Source organism: Pseudoalteromonas sp. A601 (genome assembly GCF_002165575.1).
Taxonomy (GTDB): Bacteria; Pseudomonadota; Gammaproteobacteria; order Enterobacterales; family Alteromonadaceae; genus Pseudoalteromonas.
This window is the reverse complement of the sequence record NZ_MXQF01000004.1, coordinates 125471-151386: the sequence shown is the minus strand read 5'-3', so window position 1 is coordinate 151386 and position 25916 is coordinate 125471. Positions and strand designations below refer to the sequence as shown.

Annotated in this window: 27 protein-coding genes; 18 read left to right on the top strand and 9 right to left on the bottom strand. The window is 38.7% G+C overall.

Annotation, left to right across the window (positions count from 1 at the left end):
- Window positions 1–1083, bottom strand: coding sequence for an efflux RND transporter periplasmic adaptor subunit (locus B5G52_RS04695; protein ID WP_087531545.1), 1083 nt, complete (start codon window positions 1081–1083; stop codon window positions 1–3).
- 124 nt (window positions 1084–1207) lie between these two features.
- On the opposite strand from B5G52_RS04695, the gene B5G52_RS04690 reads away from it, so the two are divergent.
- On the top strand, window positions 1208–2101 hold the full coding sequence (locus B5G52_RS04690; protein WP_087531544.1) for a LysR family transcriptional regulator: 894 nt from the start codon (window positions 1208–1210) through the stop codon (window positions 2099–2101).
- Window positions 2094–2408, top strand: a complete 315-nt coding sequence (locus B5G52_RS04685) for an MGMT family protein (RefSeq protein WP_087531543.1) — start codon at window positions 2094–2096, stop codon at window positions 2406–2408. Before B5G52_RS04690 ends, B5G52_RS04685 begins: the two co-directional genes overlap by 8 nt.
- A 2-nt stretch (window positions 2409–2410) precedes the next feature.
- Here the strand turns inward: B5G52_RS04685 and B5G52_RS04680 are convergent, their stop codons facing one another.
- Window positions 2411–3040: a hemolysin III family protein gene (locus B5G52_RS04680; protein ID WP_087531542.1), complete on the bottom strand. Its 630-nt coding sequence runs from the start codon at window positions 3038–3040 to the stop codon at window positions 2411–2413.
- 252 nt (window positions 3041–3292) lie between these two features.
- Here B5G52_RS04680 and B5G52_RS04675 point away from each other — a divergent pair, with 252 nt between their 5' ends.
- From B5G52_RS04675 to B5G52_RS04605, 15 genes are all read left to right on the top strand, one after another.
- Window positions 3293–3586, top strand: coding sequence for a hypothetical protein (locus tag B5G52_RS04675; protein WP_087531541.1), 294 nt, complete (start codon window positions 3293–3295; stop codon window positions 3584–3586).
- Window positions 3587–3791: 205 nt separating this feature from the next.
- Complete coding sequence (locus B5G52_RS04670) at window positions 3792–4373, top strand: LON peptidase substrate-binding domain-containing protein (RefSeq protein ID WP_087531540.1); 582 nt, start codon at window positions 3792–3794, stop codon at window positions 4371–4373.
- 61 nt (window positions 4374–4434) lie between these two features.
- Window positions 4435–5058 (top strand): sigma-70 family RNA polymerase sigma factor, encoded by a 624-nt coding sequence (locus B5G52_RS04665; RefSeq protein ID WP_087531539.1) that lies wholly within the window; start codon window positions 4435–4437, stop codon window positions 5056–5058.
- The gene (locus tag B5G52_RS04660; protein ID WP_087531538.1) at window positions 5051–5713 is read left to right on the top strand and encodes a ChrR family anti-sigma-E factor; all 663 of its coding nucleotides are present in this window, start codon (window positions 5051–5053) and stop codon (window positions 5711–5713) included. Before B5G52_RS04665 ends, B5G52_RS04660 begins: the two co-directional genes overlap by 8 nt.
- A gap of 8 nt (window positions 5714–5721) precedes the next feature.
- Entirely contained in the window at window positions 5722–6675 is a 954-nt protein-coding gene (locus B5G52_RS04655) for a DUF523 and DUF1722 domain-containing protein (protein ID WP_087531537.1), read from the top strand.
- 2 nt (window positions 6676–6677) lie between these two features.
- Window positions 6678–8069 (top strand): deoxyribodipyrimidine photo-lyase, encoded by a 1392-nt coding sequence (gene phrB / locus B5G52_RS04650; protein WP_087531536.1) that lies wholly within the window; start codon window positions 6678–6680, stop codon window positions 8067–8069.
- A gap of 11 nt (window positions 8070–8080) precedes the next feature.
- Entirely contained in the window at window positions 8081–8512 is a 432-nt protein-coding gene (locus B5G52_RS04645; protein ID WP_087531535.1) for a nuclear transport factor 2 family protein, read from the top strand.
- On the top strand, window positions 8509–9219 hold the full coding sequence (locus B5G52_RS04640) for an SDR family NAD(P)-dependent oxidoreductase (RefSeq protein WP_087531534.1): 711 nt from the start codon (window positions 8509–8511) through the stop codon (window positions 9217–9219). Before B5G52_RS04645 ends, B5G52_RS04640 begins: the two co-directional genes overlap by 4 nt.
- Window positions 9216–10472, top strand: coding sequence for an NAD(P)/FAD-dependent oxidoreductase (locus B5G52_RS04635; RefSeq protein WP_087531533.1), 1257 nt, complete (start codon window positions 9216–9218; stop codon window positions 10470–10472). The genes B5G52_RS04640 and B5G52_RS04635 overlap by 4 nt, the downstream gene beginning before the upstream one ends.
- Complete coding sequence (locus B5G52_RS04630) at window positions 10465–11202, top strand: DUF1365 domain-containing protein (RefSeq protein ID WP_087531532.1); 738 nt, start codon at window positions 10465–10467, stop codon at window positions 11200–11202. Before B5G52_RS04635 ends, B5G52_RS04630 begins: the two co-directional genes overlap by 8 nt.
- Before the next feature lie 29 nt (window positions 11203–11231).
- The gene (locus tag B5G52_RS04625; RefSeq protein WP_087531531.1) at window positions 11232–12497 is read left to right on the top strand and encodes a cyclopropane-fatty-acyl-phospholipid synthase family protein; all 1266 of its coding nucleotides are present in this window, start codon (window positions 11232–11234) and stop codon (window positions 12495–12497) included.
- Entirely contained in the window at window positions 12475–12993 is a 519-nt protein-coding gene (locus B5G52_RS04620) for a DUF2878 domain-containing protein (protein WP_087531530.1), read from the top strand. The genes B5G52_RS04625 and B5G52_RS04620 overlap by 23 nt, the downstream gene beginning before the upstream one ends.
- Before the next feature lie 32 nt (window positions 12994–13025).
- Window positions 13026–13523 (top strand): chalcone isomerase family protein, encoded by a 498-nt coding sequence (locus B5G52_RS04615; RefSeq protein ID WP_087531529.1) that lies wholly within the window; start codon window positions 13026–13028, stop codon window positions 13521–13523.
- Entirely contained in the window at window positions 13520–14053 is a 534-nt protein-coding gene (locus B5G52_RS04610; RefSeq protein WP_087531528.1) for a DUF3833 domain-containing protein, read from the top strand. The genes B5G52_RS04615 and B5G52_RS04610 overlap by 4 nt, the downstream gene beginning before the upstream one ends.
- A gap of 207 nt (window positions 14054–14260) precedes the next feature.
- Window positions 14261–14536, top strand: a complete 276-nt coding sequence (locus B5G52_RS04605) for an HU family DNA-binding protein (RefSeq protein ID WP_087531527.1) — start codon at window positions 14261–14263, stop codon at window positions 14534–14536.
- Between the two features lie 65 nt (window positions 14537–14601).
- On the opposite strand, the gene ilvN is transcribed toward B5G52_RS04605, so the two are convergent.
- Window positions 14602–15099 carry an acetolactate synthase small subunit gene (gene ilvN, locus B5G52_RS04600; protein WP_087531526.1) on the bottom strand — a complete coding sequence of 166 codons (498 nt, stop codon included), beginning with the start codon at window positions 15097–15099 and terminating at the stop codon, window positions 14602–14604.
- Complete coding sequence (locus tag B5G52_RS04595; protein WP_087531525.1) at window positions 15099–16823, bottom strand: acetolactate synthase 3 large subunit; 1725 nt, start codon at window positions 16821–16823, stop codon at window positions 15099–15101. Before B5G52_RS04595 ends, ilvN begins: the two co-directional genes overlap by 1 nt.
- 499 nt (window positions 16824–17322) lie before the next feature.
- Between B5G52_RS04595 and B5G52_RS04590 the strand changes: the two genes are divergently transcribed.
- Window positions 17323–20310, top strand: coding sequence for an immune inhibitor A domain-containing protein (locus B5G52_RS04590; RefSeq protein WP_254911138.1), 2988 nt, complete (start codon window positions 17323–17325; stop codon window positions 20308–20310).
- Between the two features lie 65 nt (window positions 20311–20375).
- Here B5G52_RS04590 and B5G52_RS04585 read toward each other — a convergent pair whose 3' ends face one another.
- From B5G52_RS04585 to ppnN, 5 genes are all read right to left on the bottom strand, one after another.
- Window positions 20376–21383 carry an isocitrate dehydrogenase gene (locus B5G52_RS04585; protein WP_087531524.1) on the bottom strand — a complete coding sequence of 336 codons (1008 nt, stop codon included), beginning with the start codon at window positions 21381–21383 and terminating at the stop codon, window positions 20376–20378.
- A 181-nt stretch (window positions 21384–21564) separates the two neighbouring features.
- Window positions 21565–23286: a hypothetical protein gene (locus tag B5G52_RS04580; RefSeq protein WP_087531523.1), complete on the bottom strand. Its 1722-nt coding sequence runs from the start codon at window positions 23284–23286 to the stop codon at window positions 21565–21567.
- Window positions 23258–23644 (bottom strand): DUF3192 domain-containing protein, encoded by a 387-nt coding sequence (locus B5G52_RS04575; protein WP_087531522.1) that lies wholly within the window; start codon window positions 23642–23644, stop codon window positions 23258–23260. The genes B5G52_RS04580 and B5G52_RS04575 overlap by 29 nt, the downstream gene beginning before the upstream one ends.
- 99 nt (window positions 23645–23743) lie before the next feature.
- A complete protein-coding gene (xni, locus tag B5G52_RS04570) occupies window positions 23744–24526 on the bottom strand; it encodes a flap endonuclease Xni (protein WP_087531521.1) in 783 nt (260 codons plus the stop codon).
- Window positions 24527–24535: 9 nt separating this feature from the next.
- Complete coding sequence (ppnN, locus tag B5G52_RS04565; protein ID WP_087531520.1) at window positions 24536–25879, bottom strand: nucleotide 5'-monophosphate nucleosidase PpnN; 1344 nt, start codon at window positions 25877–25879, stop codon at window positions 24536–24538.
- Window positions 25880–25916 lie beyond the last annotated feature (37 nt).

Genomic DNA, 25916 nt, shown 5'->3' with positions numbered 1-25916 from the left:
TTATAAGCCTCGCTCTTTTTGCCAAGGACGAACTTGCATTCCTTCTTCAAGGTAATGTACGCCGGCAGCTACGACTGTTTGACCTTTTTCAATGCCTGTAAGCACTTCAATGCCACTGCGATGCAGTTGTCCAACTTTAACGGCTTGTTTGGTTACCTTACCTGTGGCTTTGTCATAGAGCCAAACGTAGCTGCTATTGGCAGATTCTGTAGGCTCAGAGAAAACCGCTTCCACAGGTAATAGAGTATAACGCGATTGAGAATGGGTGATTTTGCTCAAATCAATATCTACACGGCCCGTCATACCAGCCAGTAGATTAAAGTCTTCAGGTACGGGTAATGAAAAAACCACTTTGTATGTGAGCGTGGCAGGATCTGCCTGGGTATCAAATTCTTTAATTGTGAGTGTGTATGACTTATCTGGGTAACCATCAAAAACAACAGTTGGTTGATATTCTGCGTCTTTATCGATACGGGCGATAAGTTTTTCTGGTACTTGGATTATTACATCCATTAAGTCACGGGTTTCAAGGCGTAAAATATTTTGTTTTGCTTGAATGTTTTCATAGTTTTTAACAAATACTTTTGCCACAGTGCCACTAAAAGGAGCCCGTAGTTCACTGTTATCTAAATTAGTTTTTGCAATTTTTAACGCAGACTCAGCCACTTGTTTATTAGCCAACGCTTGGTCTAGTTCAGATTGACTGGTAATCGATTTTTTGAATAATTTTTCAACCCGCTCTAACTGTGATTGCGCCAGCTCAAAGCGTGCTTTTCGTTCATCATATTGTAACTCAAAGTCTTCAGGATCTAGCTTGGCAAGTAGATCACCTTTTTCAACATGTTGACCAGCAAGTGCTGGAAATTCAAGTAACTCACCATTGACTCTAAACGCTAAGTACGAGCCCTGATTTGCCACAACCTCAGCAGGAAAACTGCGAATAGTTTCGTCTGAATTAGCGTCAATTTTAAATAACTTAACTGGGCGAACGGGTTGTTCGACAGGGGTATCGGTATTTGATTCTTTACAAGCGACTAAACTCAGCAAAAATGCCGATATTATTAAAACTGGCGAGAGTTTCATGGTCTTCTCCGTGGCTATGAAAACATAAATTAGGTGCAGCATACGCCGCAAACATATAAAATAAAAATTATTAAATTTTAAAAAGATCATAAATAAAAGTTATGAAATTTAAATTTGGTGTTCTATGAACCTTGTTCAATTAAAAATGCTTGATGCTATCTCGCGTACCCAAAGTTTATCAAAGGCGGCAAGTGAACTGCATAAGTCACAGCCAGCTCTAACACTAGCAATAAAAAAGCTAGAGGCGGAACTCGGTTTCCAATTGCTAGATCGTAACCAGTACCGGTTAACACTCACTGAAAAAGGGAAGTTATTTCATCGAGAAGCAGCACAGTTACTCAGTGCACAATCTCATTTAACTCAGTTGGCCAATGAATTGGCTTTAGGGAACGAAGCTAATTTTAAGATTTGTTACGAGCAGTTATGTCATGCACCGTATTATAACGATATTATTTGTGATGCTTTTATGCGTTATCAAAGTACAGAGTTTAGCGTAAGTAGCGGCAAACGCTTTGCATCCTTGGAGCAAGTCAATAAAGCGCAAGCTGATTTAGGGATTGGTCCATGGTTTGATTTATTTCACGCAACAGGTGACTTAGAAAGTTTGCCTATTGGTAAGCTCGATATTGGTATTGTATGCGCCAGCAATTTAGTGCCGAAACAGGTTAACTATGAGCAGCTGCAACATTATCCGTGTTTGGCGATGTTTGAGAGTGAAATGAGTTTTGATTCGGATCGGTTATCATACTCTAAAGGCTCAGCAATCATGAAAATAGACGATATTGCAACCTTGAAGTCATTTTTAGTATCAGGTGCAGGGTGGGCGATGATAAGTCTAGCGCATTGCCAAGCTGAGATAGAATCAGGCTTGTTACATCAGGTAGAAGTATTTGATAGAGAGCATACGTTTAGTGCACAAATTAGAGTATTTAGACAACACTCGATTCATCATGGCCCGGTGGCTCGTGCCATTTGGCAGGGTTTTAAGCAAGCAAGTGAGCAATTTTTAAATGACTGAAAATGAAGTATCTAAAGAAGATAAAATTTACACGGTGATGGCCAATATCCCCCTAGGTTGTGTGGCAAGTTATGGTCAAGTCGCAGCAATGGCAGGCCTTCCAAGCAATGCTCGATTAGTGGGAAGACTATTAAAGCTAATGCCTAAAGACTCAAGTATCCCTTGGCATCGTGTTATTAATAGCCAAGGGAAAATCTCTTTTGCACCTGGTTCGCTCCAATACATCAACCAATTTCAGTTATTACAAAGTGAGGGAGTAGTTTTTAAAAACGGTAAAGTGAATATGCGTATTTACCGGTGGGAGTAAGATTAAAATATATAGTTAGTAATGGAAACATAGTGGCAAACACACCCCAAAATTACAAAAACATGCCAGATAGCATGGCTAAATTGACGTTCTTTCGCACTGTAAAAAATAGTACCTAAACTATAAAACAGACCACCACTTAATAACCACCACAGCGCATTTACATCGACATTTAAATAAAGTGGGTAAACAATCGCCACAGCAAACCAACCCATTAATAAATACGTGGCTAACGATACGCGCTTATTTTGATTTTTAACTAAGAGCTTATAGCATAGCCCGCCTATGGCTAATGACCATATGAATAATAATGTTAGCACCGACCACATGCCGCTCAGTGAGAGAATTAGAAAGGGAGTATAGGTACCTGCTATGAGTATATATATTGCACAGTGGTCACATTTTTTGTAAAAAGATCGTGCCCGTGTACTTACACTACTGTGGTAAAGTGTGGATGCCAAAAACAATAAAAATAAGCTAGCTCCATAAATTAAAGCACTGGTAATATGTGCTGAGCTTTGTGATTTTGTTAATAAATCCCACAAAACATAAATTGAAAAAATGACTCCAGCTCCATGTGAAAGGGCATTTAACATTTCTTCTTTTTGAGAATATGCCGGTACAGCGCTCATAAAAAACTCATAAACTAAATAAAGTGTTTTCAGTGTACAAGTGTACGCTGAAATTATCAATGCAATAAGCGTGACTACTTTTTAGTTATTTTAACCAAACACACTGGTTAAAATAACCACGCGATGAACGTTTGCTTAAAGTTAATAAATTATAAGCCTTAATTTTCAATGAGTTAATTTTTATTTTTCACTTGGCACAACCTTTGATTAAGTAATAGCGACTAACTTAATAAATCAATAAGGAATACCATTATGAAAAGCTTTATCAAATTATCGGTTGCAGCGCTTTTGGTTGTTGGCTCTACACAAGTAAGTGCAAATGACGGTCAGTTTGACCTAACACAAACACTTTCTAATAGCATTGCAAGTTACATTGAAAGTTCAAGTAACGAATTAAAAGTAAAACTAAAACAGTCTTTATTCACTGATTCACAAAATACACTCAATGAATTATTACAACAGCAAACTGAGCAGTTTACAGCAGATTCTGTAACTGAGGATGATAATCAATTTGTAGTTGCTAACACAGCAAGTAATGAGGAATAAGACGATGAGCAGTGAGCTAGGATTATTTGTTTTAATGATTGCGCCTGTATTAAGTTTATTAAGTGCGTATGCATCTTTTGAACTATTGCGTAATGTTGGGCAATGGTTGAATATAGGCTAATTGACTAAAACATGTTTTGATGTTGATCTTATACACTGCGGTGCACGTAACGTAATGCATAGTTTATTAAAGAAGTAGGGCAATATGATACGTGCAATCTTTCCATTACCGGTGTTCATTTTACCGCAGGGCTATACGCGTTTGAGAATTTTTGAGACGCGCTACCTTGATATGGTTAAAGACTCTTTTAAAACAGATTCAAGCTTTGTACTTTGCCATTATGATCAAGACGCCTATTTAAATGTACCAGAGCATGGTTGTTTAGTGAAAATAGTTGATTTTGATAAAGACGAAAGCGGACAATTATTGATTGATATTGTTGCTCAATCTTTAGTTAAACTTACCAATGTCATGCAAGACAAAAATCAATTACGTTATGGTGAGGCCAATACTGTAAAGCTTCCACAATGGCTATATCAACCACAGCAGGTATCTGCAAAAGATGATTACCTGAAGGCATCTCTTGAGCATGTTTTTAATCAGGATACTGATATTTCTGGCTTATACAAGAAAACTGATTTTGATAATTTATCTTGGGTGACTGCACGTTGGCTTGAACTTCTACCTATCTCACACGATAAAAAACAACAGCTTGCATTTAGCTCTAGCTTTGCCAATATCCAAAATTTCCTCCATACTGTCATTAATAACGAACTTACTGAATAAAGTGATCCCTTAGGTTTTTTGCTGCGTATTGTTTTGTAGTGAATACAAAGGGGAACTAACAATGGTAAGTCAACAACACTCAACACGTTGTACACCTGACACAGGTAACTTCACTGCCATGGCACAAACACCAAGTAAAGAGCTAGCAGAAGCTCTATTTGCAGTTGCAACACACAGAGACAAAAAAGCGTTTGCTTACTTGTTCTCATATTTTTCGCCAAAAATTAAACGCTTCGGTATTAAGCAATTTAATTCTGAAGCTCAAGCTATGGAGCTTGTACAAGAAACTCTAACATCAGTATGGCGCAAGGCTCACTTATACAACAATGACAAAGGCGCTGCCACTACTTGGATCTATACAGTAATGCGTAATGCATCTTTTGATATGCTCAGAAAAATGAAAAGTACCAAAGAAGAGTGTATCAGTGAAGATATTTGGCCTTTAATTGAGCAAAATGAAAGCGAAAACTATGAATTCAGCGACCACTTAGAAGACAAACAAATTAAACAATACCTAGAAAATCTGCCACAGGCGCAAAGAGATGTGGTACGTGGTGTGTATTTTCAAGATATGTCGCAAGAGCAGCTTGCAGATCAACTCGGTATTCCCGTTGGCACTGTAAAATCAAGATTACGTTTAGCACTTCAAAAACTCCGCAATGAGATGGGAGACAGCCATGATTAAACACCATCCGTCAGACGCTTTACTTGCACAATATGCAAGTGCAGCATTACCTGCCAGTTTAAATGTTGCTGTGGCAATACACGTTGATATGTGCCCATGCTGTAAAGCGAAAGTCGCCGCAATTGAAGCAAAAAATGCTAAGGCAATTTTCACTCAACCTGATACTCATTTTGAACAAGATGATGAAATTGAAAATAGCTCACTAATGCTCGAAGCCATCATGATGGATGAAAGTGTTGACGATGTGTACGACGTGAAACCAAAGCAAGTAACTATTAATAAGCAAAATTATCAGTTACCTCGGGCACTTTCACGTATCGCTCATAGCAAATTTATGCAAATGGGTAAATTATCTCGTTCGCGTATAGCACTCGAAGATGGTCCATTAAGATCAAGCCTATTTCATATTGCTGCAGGTGGCGAGATCCCAGAACATACGCATACAGGTTTTGAACTAACTTTGCTATTGGACGGTGAGTTCAGTGATGAGACGGGCGACTATGTCGCTGGTGATTTCATGTGGTTAGATGGTCGTCATGATCACACTCCAATTACGAAAAATGGTTGTTTATGCTACACAGTTGTAAGTAGTGCACTACACTTTAATAAAGGGTTGAGTAAACTATTAAACCCAATTGGTAACTTTATCTACTAGGAGTGTTTATGCAGCAATCTACAATAAAAATTGGCATTAGTGCTTGCCTTGCTGGTGAAAAGGTACGCTTTGATAGTGGACATAAAAAATCAAACTTCTGTATGGATGAATTAGGTAAGCATGTTGAATACAAACGTTTTTGCCCAGAAGTTGCCGTTGGTCTGCCTATACCAAGGCCTACCATTAGACAAGTGAGAGTAGGTGATACCATTAAAGTTTGTCGCCCTGATGGCAGTGGTGATGTTGGGCCGCAGTTAACCGAGTATGGTAAAAAAGTTGCTACTGAACAATCCTCAGAGCTGAGTGGTTTTGTGTTTTGTGCTAAAAGCCCAAGCTGTGGCATGGAACGCATAAAAATCTACAATGAGGCGGGAACGGGTAATACCTCTGAGGGAGTTGGTTTTTTTGCAGAGCAAATAATGGCACATAATCCACTCTTACCGTGTGAAGAAAACGGCCGTTTAAACGACATGCATCTGCGTGAGAATTTTGTTATGCGGGTTTACGCATACAAAAATTGGCAGCAACTTCGAGAGCAACCAATTAGTGTTCACCGCTTAACGCAATTTCATGCGCAATATAAGTATCTTTTGATGGCACATAACTATCAAGCCTATAAAGATCTCGGTAACTTATTGGGGACGTATGAGGGCGATGACTTTGATCAACTGGCTGACGACTACATTTTAGGTTTGATGACAGCGCTTAAAAAGCCTGCATCACGAAAAAATAATAGTAATACATTAATGCACTTACAGGGGTACTTTAAAAAAGTGCTTTCTAAGGTTGAAAAACAAGAACTTCGCGATGCGATTGATGAGTACAGAGAAGGGCTGGTGCCATTATATGTACCACTCACATTAGTTAAGCACCATCTAAAAGTACACCCGAATGAGTATCTTGATAAGCAGGTGTTTTTTAACCCATATCCCAATGAGCTTAAATTACGGTACGGCATTTAATAATGGATACAATTTTTTGGTTTAGGCGCGATTTGCGCCTTTTTAACAACTTTGCTTTATATGATGCAATTGAGCAAGGCGCTAAACACGCTGTGTTTTATATTACGCCAGTGCAGTGGCAAAAGCATGGCGTGGCTGCTCTACAAATTGATTTACTCAAGCGCCGTCTCGTTTATTTAGGTAATTTACTTGCAAAACATGGCATCAAATTGCATGTTTTGCAAAGCGGTGACTACCAAAGCTGTGTAGAGCAATTGATAGAGTTCTGTGCTGCTAATCAGGTAAAAAAAATATTTGCTAATAAAGAGTATGAAATAAACGAACAGCAACGCGATACGCAATTTTTATTAATGGCGGATAAACAAGGTTGTTCAGTTTATTTATACGATGGTGATCTTATTGCTCCTCCTGGTACTGTTACGACAAAATCAGGTGAAATGTATAAAGTATTTACCCCGTTTAAAAACGAGTGGTTAAAGCAACATCAAGATAGTCATTTTCATTTTAAAGCAATGCCAGACACCTTTTCTGAAATTGAATGGATTGAACCTGAACTACTCAAAACTGATAATAGCTCGCATAAATGGCCCATTGATGATGAGTCTCTAAGCCATGTTATTCAACGTTTTATTGACGACAAATTAATCAGTTATAAAGAGTCACGAGATTTCCCAGCTATAAAGGGAACGTCAGGATTAAGCCCTTATTTAGCGTTGGGTATTGTCAGCACGTACCAACTGGTAGCCATGGTGCAGCAACAACATGTTGATGTGTTAACCAGTGCTAAAAGTAACCTGTTTACTTGGGTTAATGAACTGGTATGGCGAGAATTTTATCGTCACTTGTTAGTTGCTTTTCCTCAATTAAATAAATACCAAAACTTTAATCAAAAATACGACAGCGTGCAATGGCGTGAAAATGAGCCTGAGTTTAATGCGTGGTGTGAAGGAAAGACAGGTTATCCGCTGGTGGATGCTGCAATGCGCCAATTAAAAGAAACCGGCTGGATGCATAATCGCTTACGCATGGTTGTCGCTAGCTTTTTAACTAAACACCTACTAATTGATTGGCGAAAAGGTGAACGCTTTTTTATGGAGCACTTAATAGATGGTGATTTAGCTTCCAATAATGGGGGTTGGCAATGGGCGGCAAGCACAGGTTGTGATGCGCAGCCATATTTTAGAATTTTTAACCCTATCACTCAAAGTGAGCGCTTTGATCCAAATGGGGAATTTATCCGTAAGTATATACCAGAGCTAAAAAATGTACCTGACAAACAGATACATTTTCCGCATAAATATTTAGCAAGTATTGGGTGCGATGCTGTGTATTGGCCAGCAATTGTTGATCACAAAGCAGCACGAGAAAGAGCACTCGATGCATTTAAGGTATAACAAGGATTAAGATGAGCACTGCCAAAGTTGAAACGTTCGTCAATATTTACCAGCAGTTAAATAAACACACTTTGCATTTGTTAGCTGATATTTATCATCATGATATTGTTTTTTCAGATCCACTTCATAAGGTTTCTGGGCTAAGTCAATTGCATGAATACTTTGCTGACTTATACAGTAATGTTACCGAGTGTCAGTTTGACATCAAATCGTCTCATTGCAGTGGTGATAATGCATTTGTGTATTGGGTTATGAGTTATCGTCATCCTAAGCTGGCATCGCATAAGAAAATTGACGTTAATGGCCACAGTCACCTTATTTTTAACGGCGATAAAATAATCACTCATCAAGATTATTTTGATGTAGGAGAGTTACTTTACCGGCACATTCCCGTCGTTGGATCTGTCATTAAACTTATAGATAAGCGAGCAACTGGCGTATGATTACTTTAATTACAGGTGCCACTTCAGGTATAGGCGAACAGTTAGCTACGAAGTACGCAGATTTAGGTGATACCGTTATTGCTTGTGGGCGAAACACACAAAAGCTAATGGAGCTTGCAAAGCATAACAATATCCAAGCTTGCGGATTTGATGCGACAGACTTACAGGCTATAAAAAGCGCAACAATTGCTTATCCTCACTTTGATAGAGTTATCCTCAATGCGGGAAACTGCGAATACGTTGATGATGCAAGAAACTTTGACAGTAGCTTATTTACTCGCGTTGTCACGACTAATTTACTGTCAATGGGTTACTGTTTAGATGCATTACTACCTAAAATTAAACCCGGTGGGCAATTGGTTCTAGTCAGTTCAAGTGCTACCTATCTACCACTGCCTCGTTCAGAGGCTTATGGCGCGTCAAAAGCAGGTGTGAGCTACTTAGCTAAAAGCTTAGCGGTAGACCTTAATGATGTTGACGTTACACTGGTCCACCCTGGTTTTGTCAAAACACCTTTAACTGATAAAAATGATTTCCCAATGCCTATGGCTGTTAGCGCACAAAAAGCCGCTGAATACATTATCTCCGGGGTACAAAAGCGCCGTAAAGAAGTTCATTTTCCATACCGTTTTACCCTTATTTTAAAATGTTTACGTATTTTACCTTTGCCGCTTTGGCTTAAACTTGCAAAAGGATTATCCCGTTGAAAAAAATAGCAATAATAGGCTCTGGCATATCGGGTTTAAGTTGTGCTCACTTACTTCATAAGTACCATGACGTTACTGTTTTTGAGAAGAACAATTATATTGGCGGGCACACTGCCACGGTTGATGTGAATGTAGAGGGTATTGATTATGCCATTGATACTGGGTTTATTGTATTTAATGACCGAACTTATCCTTATTTTGAAAAACTATTAAAGCGCATTGGAATTGAACGAAAACCCACTGAGATGAGCTTCAGTGTGCATAATGAACAAACGGGTTTTGAATATAATGGTCATACTTTTGCTAGTCTCTTTGCTCAAAAACGCAATATATTACGACCTCGTTTTTATAAGTTACTCAATGATATTGTTCGTTTTAATAAGTTATGTAAAGCGTTACACAGTGAAAACAGTTACAAGCAAGAGCAAACCCTTGGGCAGTTATTAGATATACACAGTTTCAATGATTTTTTTCGGTATCATTATATTTTACCTATGGGGGCTGCAATTTGGTCAACCAGCATAAAAGAGATGAGCAGTGTTGGTGTTGAGTTTTTTGTTAAGTTTTTTTACAACCATGGTCTATTAGACATCACAAACAGACCACAGTGGTATGTGATCCCTGGTGGCTCGCGCGAATATATAACCCCTTTAATTGATGGCTTTTCAGATAAAATTCGCTTAAACAGCAATATTGAAACGGTATCAAGGGCTGATGACAAAGTTACAATTCATTTTAAAGGTGGTCAATCTGAACAGTTTGATAAAGTGATTTTTGCCTGTCATTCCGATCAAGCCCTTAAGCTATTACAGGCGCCATCAGATGATGAAAAGACCATTTTAGGGGCCATACCATACTCTGAAAACTCTGTGATATTGCATACTGATACGAGTATTTTACCAAAACGCAAAGCGGCGTGGGCAAGTTGGAACTACTTACTGAATGACAATACCGATAAAGCGGCGGTGGTGACTTACCAAATGAATATTTTGCAGGGTATTAAAAGTGACACTCAGTTTTGCGTTACCTTAAACCACAAAGAGGGCATTGATAAAGATAAAATTCTTCGTGAATTTACCTATCATCACCCAGTGTTTAACAAAGCATCTATTGCTGCTCAGCAGCAAAAACACCAAATAGATGGTAACAATAATAGCTATTTTTGTGGGGCGTATTGGTATAACGGTTTTCATGAAGATGGCGTTAAGAGTGCTGTTGATGTAGCTCGCCAATTAGGTGTCGAATTTGAATAGCGCTATCTATACAGGGGATGTTAGGCATCGTCGATTTGCGGTGAAATCCCATCAATTTAAATACCCTTTGTATATGATGTGGGTTGATTTATCAGCCCCTGAACTGCTAAATAATATACACCCTCAACTTGGTACAAAAGGTTTTAAAGCATTAAAATTTGAGCAATCAGATTATCTAAAGTCCGCAAGCTTAAGCGATGATTCTATTTATACCCGAGCACTCACTAAAATAGCTGAGCTTGGTGTAGCTGACTCTTTCAGTGGAGTTTATATGTTGGGGCAGCTACGTTGTTTTGGTATTTATTTTAGCCCTGTTAACTTTTTTGTGTACCAAACAGATAAAGGCGATTTTACGCACATGGTTGCTGAGGTAAGCAATACCCCGTGGAATGAACGTCACTATTATTTAGTTGAACTTGAAAAGAAAGTGAACTTTAAAAAGGTTTTTTCCGTATCACCTTTTATGGATTTAGATATGAACTACCACTGGTCTACGCGATTTAGTAAAGATCATGCACTTATTCATATCGAAAACAAAAAAGAAAGTGAGCTGTTGTTTGATGCAACACTAAGACTTAAACGCCAGTCGTTAAATAAACAGCATGTAAGCGCTGTTTTAAAGCAGTTTCCAGCGATGACTTGGAGTATTTTTAAAGGTATTTATATTCATGCCTTTAAGTTGTTTATAAAGCGAGTGCCGTTTATAGGTCACTCAGGAAGCGGCACTTAAGCCTCCTCCATAACTAGTTAGGTGATGTAATGGAAAAAGTATCCAGTTTATCAAATAGCCAAAGTAGTAACTGGCTTCTAAAAATATATAAAAAGCTGGTATTTGGCGCGTTTAATAGTATTGAAGAGGGGCAGATCACGTTAATTGACTCTAATGATGTGATCCACTTTGGTAACAAAGCAGATAAACAGCGCGCAGTTAAGCTGACAGTTAACGATGCAGCTATGTACAAAGCATTTGCATTGTCGGGTAGTGTTGGGGCTGGTGAATCTTACATTTTAGGTCACTGGGATTGCGATGACTTGACCAAGCTAATCGAAATTTTTGCCATTAACCAGGCGCAACTTGATGCTTTTGAGAAAAAATTTGCCTTCCTCAGTAACATTCACTTTAGGTTAAATCATTTAAAAAACAAAAATTCTGAGCAAGGATCGAAAAAAAATATTGTTGCTCATTATGATTTAGGCAATGAGTTATATTCCTCTTTTTTAAGTACAGAAATGTTGTACTCAAGTGCTGTATACCCTTCAAAAGATGCAACATTGGAGCAAGCGCAAAATCATAAGTTAGCGTTAATTTGCCAGCAGGTCGATTTACAACAAGGTGATTCAGTGATTGAAATCGGTACTGGGTGGGGCGCTTTTGCAATTTATGCAGCGACTCACTATGGCTGCCATGTAACAACTACTACTATTTCTGATGAACAACATGCTTATGTTGAAGCGAAAATAATTCAGCTGGGTTTAACTGAAAAAATTACGTTGTTAAAACAAGATTACCGTTTGCTTGAAGGGCGCTTTGACAAGCTTGTATCAATTGAAATGATTGAGGCTGTTGGTCACGAGTTTTTACCAAGTTTTTTCAAAAAATGTAATGAGCTACTTAAAGACACAGGTGCTATGTTGATCCAAGCAATCACTATTGCAGATCAACGATATCAACATTACTTAAAAAACTCTGATTTTATTCAGCAATATATTTTTCCTGGTGGCTGCCTGCCATGTATTGACGAAATGAACAAACAAATTATGCAACAGTCTGACATGGTGGTGCACAGTGTGAAAGACATTGGTGTTCATTATGCGCGGACCTTAGCTGATTGGCGTGCACGATTTATCGCAAGCTGGCCTGAAATAGATAAAGTAAAATTTGACCAGCGTTTTTATCGATTATGGCTATTTTACTTAGCTTACTGTGAAGGGGCTTTTAGGACTCGTGTGACGAGCACTGTTCACTTAGTCGCACGTAAGCCTAGATTTAGCCATTCAAGTGATGACATTGCACTCGGTTATTAATTTTTTGCTGTTTCAAGGGGTATGGTTTATGGCCCTGCTCCTTGAAGGCCAAGCAATACCTGCCATAGTTTGCATTATTGCGCTCATGCTTTACTTATCTAAGCAGCGAAAATTAGATGTAATAATTTTAATTATTGGTTTGATCATAGCGCTTAGCTTTGAATTTATGGTGGTGCAACTTGGCTTACTTGAGTTTAAAGCCGCTCCTTACCCTGTTTGGTTTGTACTGCTGTGGAGTGCGTTACTACTTACTATTAATACTTCCATGGAGTTTTTAACTCGCTTGCCGTGGTATCTCTCAGTGGCCGTGTGCACCATTTTTGCACCTGCAAGTTACTGGGCTGGAGCCAGATTTGAAGTCATTAGCATAGTAAATCCACTTTGGTTTTTTTGGCTTAGTTATGGTTTTGCTTGGGCGCTAATGTTTAACGTAGTTATTTTTGTCAACAAAAAGGCGGCCCTGTACGTTCAGTCCCAACCTAGTCAGAATATTTAATCAACTATCACCGTAATGTAAGAGGATAGATTATGCGTAATTCACTGTTTATTCTGCTTTACAGTCCTTTGCTGGTTTTATCGTTTTGTTGTTTTGCAGCTGAGTTTAAACCGGTAGGCGAGAGTCGTTTTGAGTATTATTTTTGGGATGTTTATGATGCTAAGCTTGCCACTCCATCAGGTAACTATGAGTTTGGTCAGCACCCCACTAGGTTAACTTTAACTTACTTAAGGGACTTTGCTGCCAAAGATATTATCAAAGCGACTAATGAGCAATGGCAGCATTTAGGCAAAAGTTCGCTGGTTGGAAAATATGACCAACAATTACTGGCACTGTGGCCTGATATTAAAGAAGGCGAAAGCCTCACTTATGTTACTGATAAACAGGGGCAGGGTGTTTTTTACCATAATGAGCAAAAGCTTGGTGGTATTGATGACACTGATTTTACAGACAGTTTTTTAGCTATTTGGCTATCTGAGAATACATCAGAACCGCAGATGCGAAAACAACTCATTGGAGCACAAAAATGAAACGATTTATCGCTGTTAGTTTATTATTCGCTTGCACACTTTTGGTAAGCTGTGCCGCACCCGATGTGCAACATTACCAAGATACAGGTCCAGAATTTAACTTTAAGCAGTTTTTTAATGGCAAGCTCAAAGCGTATGGCGTTGTACAAGATTTTAAAGGTGAGTTAACCCGTAAGCTCGTTGTAGAGATGAATGCATACTGGGAAGGGAATAAGGGCACCATTGAAGAAGACTTTGTTTATGATGATGGTGAAACTCAGCGCCGTGTATGGCACATTACACTAAACGATGATAATACCTTAACGGGTACAGCCAGTGATGTATTGGGTATAGCGCAAGGGAAAAGCAGTGGCAGTGTGTTTCATTGGACTTATTCTCTAGTTTTAGAAGTGGATGATAGCGAAATAGAAGTGGATTTTGATGATTGGATGTACTTGGTAACACAATCTCGCTTGATTAACCGCACAGCTATTGATAAGTTTGGCGTTGAGGTTGGGGAAGTGACCTTAGTTATCGAAAAAGTTGAATGATACAGAAATTGCTAAACTGAACGGCTTTCAAGCCTCTTTATTCAGTATTGATTATTGAAAAATCATACTTTTATCGGCAATTTATTTAAATTTTACCCATTTTTTAAGAATTTAAGCAAAAATGGCAATTTGCTGTTGCCAATACTTTAAAAATGCATAAAGATAGGTTTTGCGAAGGCAAAATAATAACGAATAGGAATTTAACAAATGAATAAAGCTCAATTAGTTGAAAAAATCGCTACTGATGCAGAAATCTCTAAAGCAGCAGCAACTCGCGCACTTGACGCATTCACTGGCGCAGTAACGAATTCTTTAAAAGAAGGTAATTCAGTTGCACTAGTTGGTTTTGGTACTTTCTCTGTAAAAGAGCGTGCAGCACGTACTGGCCGTAACCCACAAACTGGTGCGGAAATCCAAATTTCAGCGGCAACTATCCCAAGCTTTAAAGCGGGTAAAGGTCTTAAAGATCAAGTTAATCCTTAATAAGCACTTTTATCTTATTAATAAAAAAAGGGCTAATTAGCCCTTTTTTTGTAAGCTTATAAATACTAAGCTTTTAAGGCTTTATCTCCTCGGCCGATGCCTACAGCACCAGAGCGCACCACTTCGATAATATCAGTCTCATGACGCAAGGTATCTAAAAATGATTCGATTTTATCAATACTACTAACAAGCTGTAATGTATAACTATTACGGCCCATATCTAATATTGCACCTTGAAACACATCCACTACACGCGTTACCGCTGCGCGCTTTGTTTCATCTTGCGCAAATACTTTCACTAAAAGTAGTTCACGTTCAATATGCGCCATTTCTGTTAAGTCGATTATCTTGAGCACATCGACTAGCTTATTCACTTGCTTGGTGATCTGCTCGACAATTCTATCATCACCCATAGTCGTAATTGTTATACGGGATAATGAATGATCGTCAGTTGTGCCAACTGTTAAGCTATCTATATTATAGGCACGTTGCGAGAAAAGGCCGACAATGCGTGATAGTGAGCCAGGCTCGTTTTCTAGTAAGATTGATAATATACGACGCATTATGCTTTTACTCCTTTACGTAACCACATTTCATCTATAGCACCGAGCTTAATTTGCATTGGGTATACATGCTCTTTTTCGTCAACACAGATATCTAAAAACACTAACTTGTCATTGATAGACATTGCTTTATCTATCGCAGGTTGTAACTCTTCGAGCGTATCGACACGAATACCTACATGCCCATAGCTTTCGGCCAGTTTGACAAAGTCGGGTAATGATTCCATGTAAGAAGACGAGTGTCTGCCGTTATACATCATATCTTGCCATTGACGAACCATGCCCAGTGAACGATTGTTCAGCGATACAACTTTTACCGCTAGGTTATATTGTAAGCAGGTTGAGAGCTCTTGAATATTCATTTGAATTGAGCCATCACCCGTAACACAAATTGACTCTTTATCAGGAAATGCCAGTTTAACACCCATCGCCGCGGGTAGACCAAAGCCCATAGTGCCTAAACCACCAGAGTTGATCCATTGGCGTGGGTTTTTAAATGGGTAATACTGCGCCGCAAACATCTGGTGCTGACCGACATCAGAGCTTACATAGGCATCACCATTTGTTGCTTTATATATGGCTTCAATAACCGCTTGAGGTTTAATTTTGTCTCCATCAGTACTGTAACTTAGGCATTTTTGTTCACGCCAGCTGATAATTTGTCGCCACCAATCCTCTTGCGCGCTGCGATCGATATTGATAGGGCTTTTATCTATGGCTGTTTGTAATTGTTCAAGTACAGTCGCTAAGCAACCTACAACAGGTATATGGGCTTTAATGGTTTTAGAAATAGATGTAGGATCAACATCAACATGAACAATAGTTGCGTTCGGACAAAACTTTTTGACGTTATTCGTCACACGATCATCAAAACGTGCACCCAGTGCTAGAATTACATCGGCATTGGCCATCGCTTTGTTTGCTTCTAAACTACCGTGCATCCCAAGCATACCAATAAAGTTAGGATGGACACCTGAAATGCCGCCTAATCCCATCAATGTGTTAGTGATAGGCGCATTTAATGATTCAACTAGGTGAGTAAGCTGCTCTGAGGTATTCGATATAACAATACCGCCTCCAGAATAGATAACTAACTTTTTAGCCTCTAAAATAGCAGCTACAGCTTTACGAATTTGTTTTGAATGACCTTTTGTATTAGGACTATAGGTACGTAGCTGTGACGTTGCAGGGAATTGAAAATCATATTTAAGCGCAGGGTTAAGCATGTCTTTAGGTAGCTCAACTACCACAGGGCCAGGACGGCCTGTACTTGCGATATAAAACGCTTTTGCCATTATTGCTGGTATTTCTTCTGCACTACGACAATTGAAGCTATGTTTAACGATCGGGCGAGAGCACCCAACAATATCTGTTTCTTGGAAGGCGTCATCACCAATTAAGCTTGTCGGTACTTGACCGGATAAGACAACCATTGGGATTGAATCCATATAGGCGGTAGCGATGCCTGTGATGCAATTTGTTGCACCTGGGCCTGAGGTTGCCAAAACGACGCCTACTTCGCCAGTAGCACGGGCATAACCATCGGCCATGTGTGTTGCAGCTTGTTCGTGACGGACTAAAATATGCTCTACTTCATCTTGTTGAAATAGAGCATCGTATAAATCAAGAACAGACCCACCAGGGTAGCCAAAGATATACTTTACCTTTAATTTTTTTAATGACTGAACAACTAGTTCAGAACCATTATATTGTTGTGTACTCATCCTCATTCCTCTGCGTGCCATCGACCCTTACTTTAAAAGTAGCTAAGGTATTTTATTTAAAAGCATAAAAAAACCCCCGTTTGTGGCGGGGGTTTTTAAAAAGCGAATTCACTTTTCAATACATCCCCACTGGGCTTAAGACTAAGACCAGTACGAGCACGTTAAAAAGGCGAATTTGATATTTCATTATAAGTGTCTTTTAATTTATATAGATTAGCGAAGCATGTGCATAACACTTAACTAAATCATAACTTATTTTAATAGTTTATTTTTAAGTCTTTTAACACCTAATGTCAATACTTAAATTGATTAACCTGCATTAATATTTCTTTTTTCTCTATTTTTCATTTTATTTTTAATGAAATGCATTTCAAATTACGCAAAAAAAGCAGAAGTTATGCGTTTTGTGTTTTTGAGTGTCGCAGCTGATGTTACTGTTATGTGTACGGTCTTTTTTTGTTATTATAAAAATTATTAAAAGCATGAATCAGGCTTCATAGTGAAATATATAAAGTTAAGCGCCACACTTGTTTTGTCATTGTTTACAGGTTTAGTTAATGCCAAAGCATACTCATCGAGCCCAACTGATATTGGTGTTGTTAATAAAGAACGAATTCTCTATTGGCTTGAAAAACGAAACGAATTGAAAGAATCTTCAGATAAAAATATTGCTGTTAATGAGTTCATCGGTAAACCTACCCCTATTCATGCTGCTGACTATGTTAAAAAACATGCTGGGCTAGTTACACAAACTAAGTTTAAACATCAAGCTCATAGCTCAACACTTTCACCTACAGATACAAAAACAACCGTTAAAGTATTGGCTATTTTAGTCGATTTCCCCGATTTACCTTATAACGATAATGGTTTAGAAATCACAGATACAGCAATGTATTATACTGACTATGATGTGCAACATTATCAACAAATGCTGTTTTCAACATCGGGTTATGAAGGGCCTAGCGGACAAACCTTAAATAGTGTGTATCAATACTACCAACAAGCATCAGGCAATAGTTTTAACTTTACAGGGCAAGTGTATGGCTGGGTGCAGGCGGATAAAAACGCTAAAGCTTATGGTGAGCGGCAAGGGGATAACAAAGATATAGATGCGCCAAGTCTAGTTAAAGAAGCAGTAGAAAAAGCCGCAAATCAATTTAGTATAGATTTAAGCGAGTATGATTTAACTGATTTGGACGATATTGATGGTGATGGAATCACTAATGAACCTAATGGAATTATCGATCATGTTATGATTTTCCACTCGAGTGTTGGCGAAGAAGTCGGTGGAGGTGTATTAGGAACTGATGCCATATGGTCCCATAGATTCTATGTTTATAATGACCAATTTCAGCCAACAGAGCTACCGAACAGCTCGGTTGATTTATTCGGGTATACTATTAATCCAATCGATGCGGGTATTGGCGTGGTTGTACATGAGTTTGGTCACGATTTAGGCTTGCCAGATGAGTACGATTTAGTTAGCACTAATATTGGTGAGCCTGTTGCTTCTTGGTCTGTAATGTCAAGCGGCAGTTGGGCTGGTTCGCCACAAGGTTCAGAGCCAGTTATGTTTAGCCCTTATGCACTGGAGTATTTACAAAATCGCTACAGTGGGAACTGGCTAAATCAGCTCACGTTAGATTTAAGTGGAGTTAACGAAATAAATAACCCCGTTATTAGTCATGCCAGTGCGACTGATAAATTGTTGAACCAAATTAAAGTTGAGTTACCTGCTACATTAAAAAGATTTAAACAACCTGTAGAAGGTAAATTTCAATATTACTCAGGTAGGGGTAATAACCTAAATAATACTATGGCGCAGGACATTACAATTCCTGCAACAGATAAACAGACCCTATTAACTCTAAAAGCGCATTATAGTATTGAAAACGAATATGATTACGTGCAAATTACTGTTAATGGTCAAGCAATAGCTTCTCAATACACGTCACAAACAAATGCTTATTACCCAAATGTGAAGCATTTTATTACAGGGGATTCATTATTTCACCCTAATGCACAACAGCCAAATAATTACCTAGAACATACTTTTGATCTTTCTAAATTTGCCGGGCAAAACGTGGATCTTGCAATAAAGTATGTAACAGACAACCTTGTTGAATACTATGGTTTTGTCGTCGATGATATGAAAATAAGTCAAGATGGTAATGTAATCTGGCAAGATAACGCAGAGTTTAAAAGTGCGTTTACGTCAAATGGTTTTAGCCGAATTGGCGAGTATATTTATGACACCCCACAGCACTATTATTTGCAACTACGTAGCTACGAAGGCATTGATAGTGGTTTGCAAAGTGAACAATACTCTCCAGGCTTATTGCTTTGGTTAGCAAATTTAGGCTATGAGAATAATAATACCTCAGCGCATCCGGGGGAGGGCTTAATTTTAGTTGTAGATGCTGATCAAAATGCAATCGCGAAAGGAACAAGCCAATCCCCTGCAAGTACAGATATTCAAATCCGCGATGCTGCATTTAGTGTGTATTCACAGCATCAAGGTTTGGGCGATGAACATTTAACAGCTATCAGTGAATTTACTGATACAGCTGATTATAACTTTTCGGCACAGCGAGAGTCAGGTGTAGCACTTAACCCATTTGGTTTTAGTTTTTCCATTGTTGATCAAGCATCTGATAGCTCTTACGTTGAAGTTGATCTAAATTACAGTGCCCAAACTGGTATTGCTTATACAGCGAATGACTTAACAGTGACGTTTGAAATTAACGGAATGGAGTTAACCCCCACAGACAGTTTCAACTGGCAGTTTGGTAATGATGAGCAAAGTGATGAACTCAGACCAACAGTGACTTTTTCAGAGTATGGAAGTTATGAGGTTCGTTTTTTAAGAACAACCGAATCAGGTGAGACGACTCAAGAGCAATATACAATTACACTGACAGCACCATTAGAAATCGCAAGTATTAACAGTGAGATCGATCAAGGCCTACTAACTGCAACGGCAGTTGTAACTGGTGGTCAAGCGCCATACACCTATGTTTGGAGTTACGGCGATGGAAATACAGCAACTACTAAATCAGTGTCACATAACTATGATTTGAGCGGTAATTACGCTCTATCTCTTATTGTGACTGATAGCAAGGGTGAAGTCGTTACTTTAAATAAAAATCTAGTAGTTGAAGTGCCATTAAATTCGCAAGGTGAGTACTCTGCAAGTGATTTAACCGTTGCATTTAAAAGTGATACACAAGGTGGTTACGGAAGTTATAGCTATTTATGGGATTTTGGTGACAGCGAAACAGCCAACACAGCAGACTCAACCCATACTTATCAGCAAGCTGGTAGCTATACGGTTACTTTAACAGTTACTGATGATAAAACCGCGCAAACAACTGAATTTACTTTGTTGGTCACAGTACAAAAGCAGGTTACAAGTTCTGGTTCAAGTGGTGGCTCATTCGGCTGGGTATTACTCGGTTTGTTAGGCGTGTGCTTTAGAAGAAAATAACATGAAATTAGTAAGAAAAAAGCCAGTGAAAACTGGCTTTTTTATATTCAAAACGATGTTTTAAACTATAGACGATCAATCACAGCTTGAGTGAAATCAGTGGTGCCGTGGCTGCCACCTAAATCGCGAGTAGTACGGTCACCCGTTTTAATAACGTCAGCAACTGCGCTACGAATACGTTCAGCTGTATCAGCCATTTCTAAATGCTCAAGCATTTGGATAGATGCTAAAATAACTGATGTTGGGTTAGCAAGGTTTTTACCTGCGATATCTGGAGCACTGCCGTGTACAGCTTCAAAGATAGCGGCATCTTCACCAATGTTAGCACCAGGAGCCATTCCTAAACCGCCTACAAGACCCGCACATAAGTCAGATAAGATATCACCAAATAGGTTTGTTGTAACGATTACATCAAATTCTTCAGGGCTCATAACAAGTTTCATACACGTTGCATCAACAATCATTTCAGTTGATTCTATCTCTGGATAGCGCTCAGCAACTTCACGGGCAACTTTTAAGAATAAGCCTGAAGTTGATTTTAAGATATTTGCTTTATGTACCGCTGTTACTTTTTTACGGCCTTCACGTACTGCAAGCTCATAAGCAAATGTTAAGATCTTTTCTGCGCCGTCACGTGTGATCATCGACATAGCTTGGGCTTCATTACCGTCTTCAGATACCACCTGACCTAAGCCTGAGTACATACCTTGGGTGTTTTCACGTACTGTTATGATATCAATGTCTTCGTAACGTGCTTTAGTACCAACAAATGATTTAACAGGGCGTACGTTAGCGTATAGACCAAACTGCTTGCGCAGTGTTACGTTAATTGAAGTAAAACCTTCACCAACAGGCGTTGTTAACGGGCCTTTAAGTGTGATTTTATTACGTGCAATAGTTTCAATAGTCTCTTGCGGTAATAACTCACCCGTTTTTTCTAACGCGGCTAGACCTGCATCAACGAATTCATAATCAAAATCGCATCCTGCGGCTTGTAATATCTCAAGAGCTGAATCAATAATACTTGGGCCTATGCCGTCGCCTTTGATCACTGTGATGGTTTGTTTAGCCATGAAGTTTTCCTATTAAAGTTAGAAATGCACATAAATAGTTCGCAAAAACAATCTGCGATCGCATGTTAGATTTATTTACGTGAATGAATATGAAAATTTAAGCGGCTTTTATAGCAATTTATTCAGTAAATTTCCACTAAAACCCGTTAAATTAGGCAATATGTCTAATAAAATGATGGTATCAGACGCTAGATGACAAATTTAAGTCTGGCAAATACGCATAAAAATGCTGACTGCTTTGCCAACCTAAATTCTTAAGCACGCTATTTATAGTCTGATTTTGCCAACTACTAAGTGGTATTTCAGGCCGAAACACATTGAGTATTAAAAGTTTAACGCAGACCCATAACTGGGATTCAACACTGAGCTTTTGTTTTTTATTTTGTTCTGCATCAAGTAAAGGCTGGGTCCAAGGGTTATCACCAACTAGATTCAGTAATGAAATCGATAATTGCTCGCTATCGTGATTTTCTACACCAAATAGCCATGCCAGAGGGCGACTAATATTACTTTTGGCTTCATCATCGCTTAATATTTTACGACTTAGCGCATTACTACAGTAGTCAAATAAATAGGCTACATATGCATAAATGGGTAATGTAAGTTGTTCAAATTGCAAGCTAGTATCTTTACTCACTAGTAATGCTAATATTTTAATAATCGCGTCCGTTCTAATTCTAATATGTTCTTGTAAAGGGTGGTGATGGGTTTGTACAAGCTGCTGAAAAAGAACCCGTTGTATAATTGCTGGTGCGTTATCTATTCCCACCATAGATAAGCAATGGCGTAGATCTTTACCTGCTAAATGCTCTTTATTATAGGGTTTAACGGCTTCTCGTAAATTGTTTATGGTATTAGTTTGATTCTTTAACAGTTTTTCAATTGCGCGATATGAATACTCGTGTTGAATTTTCAGTTGACTAATTAATAAAATAATCTGCTGTTGAGTATGCACTGAAGTGTTAATAGGGGCTGCGAGGTGTTCATTAAACCAAATACCGTAGATCAAACGTTTGTCTTTGGTTGGGCGTTGCTTGTCTTGACAACTAATTTTACCAGATATCGCGTGCCAGCGAACTCGTTTCCCATCATTTAAGTTAACTATGAGTATCTTATTCTTACTGGTTTTGCCAACGTAGATCAATTGCTGATCAGAGAAGATAGCTATGCTACCTGGTAGGTAGGGTCCAATCTCACTAATCAGTGATTTTAATGCGTGCTGGGCAAAGCTATTTGGGGTACGTACGTAAATATCTGCAACGGCTTTGTATAAGCTTACATGGTCGTTTGCAGCACGGTATGTAATGTTCATGGCAATAATGTTGGCCAGAGCGACCAGTGTTGTTGCACCGTCATAAATCATGATTTTTGGCGTGCTCAATAAAGCTTGCTTATATTTGTTCAGTGGAGCCAATATCCGAGCTATGTTTGGCGTGGCTACTTTTGCCGACTGTAATAACTTTATTGCCAATTGATGGCGCGCTTGCCATTGTTTTTTCTCTTGCGGATTGAGAGTGTGTTGTTTAGCTAATTTATTCGTCTGTACTTGAACACATAAGTAATTAGTGAGGCAAACGGCGAGCAATAGCTGTGATACCTGCGTGTTATAACTAAGGCTCTTACAAAAAACTGCGATAAGAGTGCATTGTGTAACAACTAAATTTGTAGTGTAACCATAACTTTCAACATACAAACTCAGTTGAGCTTGTAGGGCATTTGGATTTGTTTTATATAGCAGATAAAATTGCTCAGCAAGCTGATTCAATAGTGGGTAAGTGTGAGGCCATTGCTCTTTATCATTATATAGGCGCAATAATTGATGTGTTTTTTCATATAAGGAAATGAGCGGCTCAGAAGGTGAATTTTGCATTAACTTAGTCAGCCCGGCGCATATAGGTTTCATAAGCACTTGGGCCCCATAAAATGAGCTCACCATTTTTAAACAGTAATCCGGTACATTCATCCATTGTGGTAATGCCGTCAGATTTAACGTGTTGAGTACGGTAAAAAATAATCTGCCATACGTTTTCTTCAACGCGTTTTGCATATGTTAAGTCAGGACTGCCTAAATCATCCAATACATGATTTAAATTTGTCGGTTGTTCAATACTTAGCTTTGCAATAAAGCGTTTATTAAACGCTTCTCTGTCTTGCCAAATCATCGCCTGAGGATCATCTTTATAAAAGGTAATTACTAAAGTAGCGATAAGTGCATAAACACCTAGGCCTAGTATGATGTAACGAAAAACCTTTTTAAACATTGTACTCTCTTAAAGTCGGACGCATCTGCGCCACTACATTGATCATATGAAGATAAGCTCTGTTATCAAGTATACGCATAGCTGCAGCTAACAGCTATGTTAATGCGATAAGTTGAGTCTTAATTGCTTTAAACTAAAGCCTAAATGGATATCAGTTCGTAGGCTAACAAGTTGTTTTGATATGATAAACATTTCCATTCCAGTACTTAGCTTGTTACGAATAGCTACTGAGAGTGTGTCATCATCTAGTGCTTGGGTAATATCCTGATGTTTTCTAATAATCTCCTGCGCACTTTTGCTGCCAATGCCTTTTACACCAGGAATATCATTGGTTTTATCGCCTGCAAGCGCCCAAAAGTCGAGCAATCTGTGTTGCTCTACATTAAATCTATCTAGGATACTTTGTTGCTCTATGTAGCTTTTTTTAAAATAGTCATAAACATGGATTGTGCTACTCAAAGCGGGAAAAAACCCCTTATCAGTTGACACAATAGTGCTTGATACATGGTGCCTCGCGGCTTTAAAAGCAAGTGTTGCAATTATATCATCGGCTTCATCATTTTCTGGGGTGAATACAACAATCCCTGTCTCCTCAATTGCTTTACTAAATTTAGCTAAGTTATCTTTGAGTGTTTGAGGCATCGGGGAGCGGCTATTTTTATACTGTGGATAATAGTGATAACGCCAACTTCTATCGCCATCGAATACCGCAATTGCGTGGGTTGCTTGTGATGAACGAATGAGTTTTTGACAAGCATGTGCAACGCGTTGACAGCAGGTCATAATCATTTGCTCTTCGCTACCTTTGTTTTGGTTACTATCAACGGCATAGATGCGCCTTATCAAGTTTAGCGCATCTATTAAAAGTAATTGTCCAGACACATGTAACCTTTAAGCTTTTATTTCATAACAAGGGATATATTTTGTCCCAGGTAATTTCATTCGCCCTTGCGCGACAAATGCCTGTAACAATTTATCCATATTTTTCATTATTGCAGGTTCGCCACTGAGTACAAATCGGCCGTGTTTCTTGATTGCTTGAATGCCTTCATCTTTTACATTGCCTGCCACTATGCCAGAAAATGCGCGACGTAAATTAGCCGCTAAAATTTGCTTAGGCTGATTTAAATGCAAATCTAACCCCGCCATGTTTTCGTGGGTTGGAGCAAAAGGCTGTTGAAAGTCGTTATCTATTTTTAAAGTCCAATTAAAGTAATAAGCATCACCTTGGCTTTTACGATAATCGCGGACATTGGCCATAGCTGACTTGAGCTTTACAGCCACTAATTGCGGATCGTCGATGATTACTTCAAATTTAGTTAAGGCTTCATGGCCTAATGTCAGCTCTATAAATTTACACAATTCAATAAAATAACTTTCACTTTCTTTAGGTCCAGTAAGAATAACTGGCAACGACTGCTTTTGATTATCTGGATGTAATAAAATACCTAATAGATAAAGCAACTCTTCTGCTGTGCCAGCGCCGCCCGGGAAAATAATAATTGCATGTGCTGTACGAACGAATGCTTCTAATCGCTTTTCAATATCAGGCAGTATCACTAATTCATTAACAATAGGATTGGGTGGCTCTGCGGCAATAATACTTGGCTCAGTTAAACCTAGATAACGATTATCGGTATTACGTTGTTTGGCGTGGCCAATGGTTGCCCCTTTCATTGGCCCTTTCATTGCACCAGGACCACAGCCGGTACAAATATTTAAACCACGTAGCCCTAATTCGTAACCGACTTGCTTGGTGTATTTGTATTCTATTTCACTAATCGAGTGGCCACCCCAGCACACAATCATACTCGGATCGCTATCGACCTTTAATGCTCCCGCATTACGAAGCATATCAAAGACCATATGAGTTATAGCTTTTTGTTCGGTTAGATCTTTTTCATATTTTTGACAGATGAAGAGAATATCGCGAATAACAGAAAAAATGTGTTCATGAATACCCGTAATAATTTCGCCATCAACAAATGCCGTTGTTGGTGGGTTTTCTAATTCAATTTTAATGCCGCGTTCACGGCTTAATAAACGAATATCAAAGTTTTCGTATTTGTTATAAATTTCTAGGCTTGAATCGGTATGACTGCCAACGTTTAAGACGGCCAGAGCGCAATTTCTAAATAGCTTATAGCGTTCACTGGTAGAGGACTGCTCTAATAAATCAACTTCTAATTGCGACAGTAAATCTAACACACCTGTCGGGTTTAACTGTATTAACATAGGCAAATTCCTTGCTGTAACTGCTTGGTTAGTCGTT